Genomic DNA, 4,756 nt, shown 5'->3' with positions numbered 1-4,756 from the left:
TGCGCCAGGCGGGCGGCCTCGCCGCGGTCGGCCAGCACGCCCGCCGCCATGGCAATGCCGGCCAGCGCAAGCGCGGTGCCGGCCGCGAGTGCCGGCCAGCGCAGCGTCGTCCACAGGCTGGCGCCGACGCCCACCTTCGGCGCGAAGCCGCCATGGAGCAGCGTATGCGCCTGTGCGCTGCGGGCCCATACGGCATCGAAGCCGAGCGGCTGCAGCGCGACCCCCGTGCGGTGGGCGAGGGTGTCGCAGCATTCCGCCGGCAGCGCGGGCGTGAACGCCAGCTCGATGCGCTGCGGCGGGCTGCCGGCGTCGCGCAGCGCGAAGTCCAGCATGGCGGCAATCGCCTCCACGCGCCCATCGTCGTCCGCCTGGCCGTGGCCGCCGGTGTCGCCGCCGTCGTTCCGCTGCGGCAGGTCGAAGGCGATCGCACTGCCGGTGCCGGTGCGCAGCGCGGCGCTGCGGCCGTCGCCGCTCGCGAGCTGCCAGCATTCGGGGCTGGCCGCCAGGCATTCGAAGATGCTCACGGCGCGATGCAGCGGGCGCTGCAGGGTGTCGAACTGGGCGCAGACCTGGCGCAGGCGCGCCGTGCCGGCCACCAGCACGGCAAGCTGGCGTGCATCCGGATTCGCGCCTGCGCTTGCCGCGGTGTCGGCGACGATGGTGACGTGTTCCTGGTCGACTTCGCGCGCGAGCCGCGCCTCGAGGGCGTAGGCGATCAGCGCGGGGCGGTCCTTGCGCTTGCTCGGCGGGACCGTGATCGTCAACAGACTGGTCTGCGCGCCGTCGAGGATGGCGACGTGCTCGTCCGCGCGCGGCCAGTGCCGTGGCGCGCTGCGGCCGCGCTGCGCCGTCCTGCCGTCGCGGTCGCTCAACTGCCATTCGCATTCTGGTGTCTGGGGCCAGTGCTCGGGGACGAGGAGGGTGAGTCGGGATTTCATTCGTAGCGGTACCAGAGAAGGGTGGGCCAGTTCTGTTCGCGGTCGAGCAGCGCATGCAGACGGGTGACCGCTTCGCCGTAGCTGGCGTGGATGTCGATGCTGAAGTAGCGGCTGCGTACATCGATCACGTCCTGCGTGGGCGCAGTGGCGCCGTCGCCGAGCCGCTCGCTGAAGTCGCCGCGGTTGCGATACCAGATGCGTTCGCGCTCGGCGGCGATGATGCGCGCCTGGTCGAGGGCGAGCCCCTCGACGACCGCCGCCAGCACCTCGGGCGTGGCGGTGTTGGCATTGATCGCCGCGCCGGTGGGCAGGGCGGCGACGTGCGGCGCCAGCGCGGCGATGATGTCGGCGTCGAACCCAGGCAGGCGCACGAGTTCGTCGATGCCGAGCAGCAGCGGGCCCTGGGCGCCCGTCGGAACGCCATCTTCCGCCGGCGCCAGGCTCGCGGCCGGGCGCGGCGTGCGGAAGTGGGTGTCGAGCGCCTGCGCCAGCCGTGCCGCCAGCGCCGCGTCGCCGAGGACGAGGGCGAATAGCCGTTCGCAGCGCGTCCTCGCCGTTGCGTGCAGGCGCCGCGACGGATGCAGCGCGTTGAGGTCGAAGCGCCCCGAAAGCTCGCTGATGTGGCCGCCGGCGATACCGGCGGCGGGGTCGCCGTCGACCGGCGTGGGCGGAATCCGTATCGCCCAGGCTTCGCCGAGGTGGTCGCTGGCGCTGGTGCGCCTGTCCTCGGCCAGCACGTTGCGGGCCCAGTCGAGTGCGCCGAGCGCGAGCTGGCGCGACTGCGCCTGCTCGTAGCGGCCGGCATGGACGTCGTAGGCGTGGCCGAAGTCGGCGAGCGCGGCGGCGGCCAGTATCGCCGCCAGGCTCACCGTCAGCAGCGCCAGGATGACGGCCGCGCCCCGCTGGCGCCGGCGGGGCCGCTCAGCGCAGCGCGAACACGCGTACCAGGGTGCCGGCATCGGGCAGCTCCAGTTCGATGGATATGGCGGCGGGCAGCACGCGGGCGGCAGCCTGGTCGGGCGGCCAGGTGTCGGTCCAGCCGTCGGCATGGAGGAAGCGCCAGCGCACTGCATCCACGTCGTCCAGCAACGTGATCCGCTCGGGCGGGACGGTCGCGTGGTCGTGGCTCCACAGCCACCATTCGAGCCGGCGTTCGACGAGCACGAAGCCGCCGCGCGCCGGCAGGCCGTCGTACCCCTGCAGCACGGTGAAGCTCAGCATGTGGGCCGTGTCCTGGGCGGTGGCGTTGGGGGCGGGCGTGAACTGCAGTGTACCGGGGGCCGGTGCGATCTGCTGCAGCTCGCCGCCGATGCGGTGCGCGGTGAGCGAGATGGCACGCCAGCGTTCGAGCTCGGCGCCGATGTGCTGGCGTGCGCCGACGAGGTGGTCGGTGGCCCGCCAGGTCAGCACGCCCAGCACGGCGAACACCGACAAGGCCACCATCACTTCGATCAGGGTCAGGCCGCGCTGCGCGGCGCGCACGAGGCTCATTTCAGCGGCCTCACGGCGAAGCCGTCCATGCGCACCAGCGGCGCGCCGCCATCGCCGTCGCCATCGCGGACTTCGATCAGCACGCGGCGGAACAGCGGATTCGGCGTGCCGCTGACCTTCTCGGTCCATGGATAGCGGCGCCCGCCCATCAGGCTGTGTCCCTGGCGCTGGCCGATCGCCGGCCATTCCTGGCGCGCGCGCATCTCGGCGAAGCGGTTCTCGGCGACCCAGGTCGCGAGCGTGTGTTCGCGCAGGCTGCCGGCCGCTGCGGCGGTGCTGCCCATCGCGCGCATCGCGGCGCTGAGTGCGAGTGCGATGATCGACAGCGCGACCAGGGTCTCGAGCAGCGTGAAGCCGGCGCTGTGGCGTTTCATCGGCCTATCCTTCCGGGCGGGAGACGGTGTGGCGCACGCGCCCGGCGATGTCGCCGTCGAGCGTGTGCAGCGTGGCGCCTTGCCGCAGCTGCAGCCGGTAGCGCGGCGCCCGGCTGGAGAAGGCGATGCGGCGGTGGAGCGGCGAAGCGCTGGAAGGCGTGCGCGCCGGGCCGGACGCGCCGGTGCGCAGGCCGACCCAGGCCAGGCCGTCAGGCAGGCGCCGCGGCGCGAGTTGCGCGTCGGCGCTCAGCGGGCGCCACTCGCCGTGGCGGTCGAGTTCGACGAAGTGGTAGCCGTCCACGCTGAATTCGAGTGCGATCGTCCGGCCGCGGATCTCCGCCCGCGCCGCGGCGTTCTCCAGCGCGCGGCGGAGCTGCTCGACGGCGGCCTGCGGGTCGCGCGCGCGGGCGCTGTCGACGAGCAGGCCGACGCCGCTCACCGCAATGCCGAGCAGGAGCAGCGTCACCATCAACTCGACGAGGGTGAAGCCGCGTTGCGGGCGCATGGGCGGGCGGGGAAAGGTGCCCGGGCGGGGGCTCAGGGCTGCCACGAACCGATGTCGGCGTCGAAACCTTCTCCGCCGCTGCGGCCATCGGCGCCCAGGCTCATGACGTCGACCTCGCCGTTGATGCCGGGGTTGAGATACTGGTAGGCATTGCCCCAGGGGTCGGTCGGCAGGCGCTCGACATACGGCTTCCAGTTGTCGGGCACCGGCGCGCTCGCCGGCCGGGCGACCAGCGCACCCAGTCCCTGCTCGGTGGTCGGATAGCGGCGGTTGTCGAGCTTGTAGAGCTTGAGCGCCTGCATCAGCGAGGCGATGTCCTGGCGCGCGGCGACGACGCGCGCCTCGTCGGGGCGACTCATCACGCGCGGCACCACCAGCGCGGCGAGCACGCCGAGAATGACGATCACGATCATGACTTCGATCAGCGTGAAGCCGCGCGGCGCGTGCCGGTGGCGGCGGGGGGCGGACAGGGACATGCTTACCTCATCAGGGTGTTGATTTCGATGATCGGCTGCATCACCGCGAGCACGATCAGCAGCACGACGGCGCCCATCAGCAGCAGCAGGGCGGGCTCGATCAGGCTGGTCAGCGTCGCGGTGCGGGCTTCGAGTTCCTGCTGCTGCAGGCGGGCGGCCTTGTCGAGCAGCGGGGCGATCTGGCCGGTGGCTTCACCGTTGGCGATCATGTGCAGCAGCAGCGGCGGAAAGCTGCGTGTGGACGCCAGCGCGCGCGACAGGCCGACGCCTTCGCGCACCTTGTCGGCCGCGCTGGCGATCGCGTGGCGCAGCGGAATGCGCTGCACCACGCGGCCGCCGGCTTCGAGCGCGGCCAGCAGCGGAACGCCGCTGCCGACCAGGATGGACAGCGTGCTGGCGAAGCGGGTGGCGTCGAGCGTGCGCAGGTGGCGGCCGATGAGCGGCAGGCGCAGCAGCAGGCGGTCGACCCGCAGGCGGAAGGCGGGCCGGCGCAGCGCGGCGGCGAACATCAGGCCCAGGCCGCCGACGGCGATCAACAGGGCTGCCCCCCAGTGCTGGATGAACGCGGACGCGCCGATCATGATCCGCGTCAGCGTCGGCAGGCTCTGGCGGCTCTGTTCGAAGACGCCGACCACTTGCGGCACCACCCAGATCATCAGCGCGGTGATGATGGCGAGCGCGACGCAGGCGACCAGCACCGGGTAGATCAGCGCCTGCAGTGTCTTGCGCCGCAGGGCGTCGCTCTGTTCCAGATGGTCGGCGAGCTGCTGCATGACGCGGGGCAGTTCGCCGGAGCGTTCGCCGGCCGCCACCGAAGCGCGGTACAGCGTCGGGAAGGCCTGGGGAAAGCGTTCGAGCGCGGCGCTGAGGCTGTGGCCGGCGACGATCTCGCTGCGCACCCCGGCCAGCACCCGCCGCGCCGGCTCGTGCTCGGCCTGCTCGATCAGGGCTGCCAATGCGTGTTCGACGGTG

General features: G+C 72.6%; 7 protein-coding genes. All 7 read right to left on the bottom strand.

Going from position 1 to position 4,756, the window contains the following annotated elements; all coding sequences use genetic code 11:
- Positions 1 to 938, bottom strand: a 938-nt coding sequence (gspL, locus tag C666_RS18615) for a type II secretion system protein GspL (RefSeq protein WP_039919544.1), incomplete at its 3' end; no start/stop codon positions are given.
- Complete coding sequence (gene gspK / locus C666_RS18610) at positions 935 to 1,897, bottom strand: type II secretion system minor pseudopilin GspK (RefSeq protein ID WP_004348222.1); 963 nt, start codon at positions 1,895 to 1,897, stop codon at positions 935 to 937. The genes gspK and gspL, both read right to left, overlap by 4 nt.
- Complete coding sequence (locus C666_RS18605; RefSeq protein WP_004348221.1) at positions 1,860 to 2,429, bottom strand: type II secretion system protein GspJ; 570 nt, start codon at positions 2,427 to 2,429, stop codon at positions 1,860 to 1,862. The genes gspK and C666_RS18605 overlap by 38 nt, the downstream gene beginning before the upstream one ends.
- Positions 2,426 to 2,803, bottom strand: a complete 378-nt coding sequence (gene gspI, locus C666_RS18600; protein WP_004348219.1) for a type II secretion system minor pseudopilin GspI — start codon at positions 2,801 to 2,803, stop codon at positions 2,426 to 2,428. The genes C666_RS18605 and gspI overlap by 4 nt, the downstream gene beginning before the upstream one ends.
- Positions 2,804 to 2,807: 4 nt before the next feature.
- Positions 2,808 to 3,308 (bottom strand): pilus assembly FimT family protein, encoded by a 501-nt coding sequence (locus tag C666_RS18595; protein WP_028792073.1) that lies wholly within the window; start codon positions 3,306 to 3,308, stop codon positions 2,808 to 2,810.
- A gap of 32 nt (positions 3,309 to 3,340) precedes the next feature.
- Entirely contained in the window at positions 3,341 to 3,784 is a 444-nt protein-coding gene (gspG, locus tag C666_RS18590) for a type II secretion system major pseudopilin GspG (protein WP_004348214.1), read from the bottom strand.
- A gap of 2 nt (positions 3,785 to 3,786) precedes the next feature.
- The coding region (locus C666_RS18585) for a type II secretion system F family protein (protein WP_004348213.1) at positions 3,787 to 4,756 on the bottom strand (970 nt) is incomplete at its 5' end.

Origin of the sequence: Thauera linaloolentis 47Lol = DSM 12138 (assembly GCF_000310205.1) — a bacterium.
Classification (GTDB): Bacteria; Pseudomonadota; Gammaproteobacteria; order Burkholderiales; family Rhodocyclaceae; genus Thauera; species Thauera linaloolentis.
The sequence above is the reverse complement of the archived record's forward strand: the minus strand, read 5'-3'. Positions and strand labels throughout refer to the sequence as shown.